This window comes from Kitasatospora sp. NPDC047058 (genome assembly GCF_040643935.1).
Classification (GTDB): domain Bacteria; phylum Actinomycetota; class Actinomycetes; order Streptomycetales; family Streptomycetaceae; genus Kitasatospora.
Window position 1 is genome coordinate 1 of the sequence record NZ_JBEYVJ010000738.1, and the last position, 2,018, is coordinate 2,018.

At 74.8% G+C, this 2,018-nt stretch carries 3 protein-coding genes; 1 reads left to right on the top strand and 2 read right to left on the bottom strand.

What is annotated here, in order from left to right:
- Together ABZ885_RS39970 and ABZ885_RS39975 are read right to left on the bottom strand one after the other, a co-directional pair.
- Positions 1 to 270 (bottom strand): hypothetical protein (locus tag ABZ885_RS39970; protein WP_360199944.1); only part of this gene is annotated, 270 nt, incomplete at its 3' end.
- A gap of 133 nt (positions 271 to 403) precedes the next feature.
- Positions 404 to 1,078 carry an HAD-IA family hydrolase gene (locus ABZ885_RS39975; protein WP_360199940.1) on the bottom strand — a complete coding sequence of 225 codons (675 nt, stop codon included), beginning with the start codon at positions 1,076 to 1,078 and terminating at the stop codon, positions 404 to 406.
- Positions 1,079 to 1,327: 249 nt separating this feature from the next.
- Here ABZ885_RS39975 and ABZ885_RS39980 point away from each other — a divergent pair.
- On the top strand, positions 1,328 to 2,018 hold a 691-nt coding region (locus ABZ885_RS39980; protein WP_360199942.1), incomplete at its 3' end, for a putative protein N(5)-glutamine methyltransferase.

The window sequence follows — 2,018 nt, forward strand, 5'->3', positions numbered from 1 at the left end:
GTTCCGTTGCAGCAGGCTCTGCGCCACTTGCAGGGGGCGTTCGCGAACTTCTGGAACAAGCGGGCGAAGTACCCGACGTTCAAGTCCCGGAAGAAACACGAACGTACGGAGACCTGAACTGAACACGTGCGGCATCGGAGCGCCGACGTCCCAGCCGATGTCCGACAGGACCGTCGCATACTCCTCGCCGCGTGCCCTGGCGGTCTCGCGCGCCGCTTCGCGCTCGGCCTCGACCCGGGCCGCCATCGCGGCCCACTGTTCACTGTCCACGCCGTCTCCCCCGCTGTGTTCCGGAAGCGATTACCGGCGACCGCAGCGGGACGGCCCGGGCACCCCGGCCCGGACACCCCGGCCCGGACACCGTGGGCGGCCCCACCGGACCGTCGGAGCCGCCCGGGCGGGCTCAGCGGGCCTCGTCGCCCTCGTCGCCCTCGTCGGGCTCCGGGCCGAGCAGGGGCAGCAGGGCGCGGTGCAGGTCGGCGGGGGAGCGGTGGAGCACGCCGGTCATGCCGAGACGGGCGGCGGCCTCGACGTTCTCGGGGCGGTCGTCCACGAAGAGGCAGCGGCCGGGCGTGGTGCGGGCCTGCTCCGCCGCGGCCTCGTAGATCCGCGGGTCGGGCTTGGCCGCGCCCACCCGGGAGCTGTTGACCACCGCGTCGGCGAGGTCGGCCAGGCCGAGCGCGGCCAGGTCCTCGTCCAGCCACACGGTGGCGTTGGTGACGAGCAGCACCGGGCAGTACCGCCGGGCCCGCCGGAGCAGCCCGACGACGGCGGTGTCCGCCCGGGCCGGTGCCCGGACGAAGGCGGCGGCCAGCGCGGCTGCGCCGGGCGCCGGGACGCCGTCGGCGGTGAGCCGGCCGGCGACCTCCCGGGTCCACTCGTCGCGGTTGAGCCGGCCGAGCACCAGCCGCTCCGCGATCCCGGCGTCGAACGCGATCCGCGCGGTGGCTCCCTCGGCCAGGCCCGCGGCGGCCTCCAGACGGGTGGTCTCGCGGTGGTCGAAGAAGCGGATCACGCCGTCGATGTCGCACAGGACGGCGTCGAAGGGCGGCTTGCCGGAGTCGCTGGCGGTCGTCATCGCCCCTGGATACCAGCTCGCGGCCCCGGACGGCCACCCCGCGTGCGATAGGGTGGCGGCGCCGAATGCAAGCGTGGACTCGGGGAGGTGAGACCCATTTCCGGTGTGTCGGAGCGGGTGCTCCCCGGGAACGGCCGTGATGGCGTGGTGCCGCACCTCTGAAAGGTGGCGGGCCCGTTCGGTGACGGTCCCTCGGGGAGCCCTGGCGGATGGTTCCATTCTTCGCCTGTCTTTCGAGGGGTTTTCCTGTTGTCTGTTTTCTCTTCTTCGCTGCTGCGTTCGTCGGTGGCCGCACGGCTGCGCGCGGCCGGGTGCGTGTTCGCCGAGGACGAGGCGCGCATCCTGCTGGACGCCGCGGCCACGCCCGCGGAACTGGCGGCGATGGTCCGTTCCCGTGCGGAGGGGCGGCCGCTGGAGCACGTGGTCGGCTGGGCGGAGTTCGGCGGCCTGCGGATCGCGGTGGAAGCGGGCGTCTTCGTGCCCCGGCGCCGCAGCGAGTTCCTGGTCGAGACGGCGGCCGGCCTGACGCCGGGCGGCGCGCTCGTGGTCGACCTGTGCTGCGGCAGCGGCGCCCTGGCAGCCGCGCTGGCGGCCCGGGTCGGCCGGATCGGCCGGCCGGTCGAGGTGTACGCGGCGGACGTCGACGCGGCCGCCGTCGGCTGCGCCCGCCGGAACCTGGCCGGCGTCGGCGCCCGGGTGTTCCAGGGCGACCTGTTCGACCCGCTGCCCACCGCCCTGCGCGGCCGGGTGGACGTGCTGCTGGCCAACGTCCCGTACGTGCCCACCGGCGACATCGCGCTGCTCCCCGCCGAGGCCCGCGTCCACGAGGCGCTGCCCGCACTGGACGGCGGACCGCAGGCCTCGGGGAACCTCCCCGGCTGGCTGCCGCTGGAGCTGTACGTGGTCCTGCTGTCGCTGGTCTCCGAGGTGCTGGCCTTCG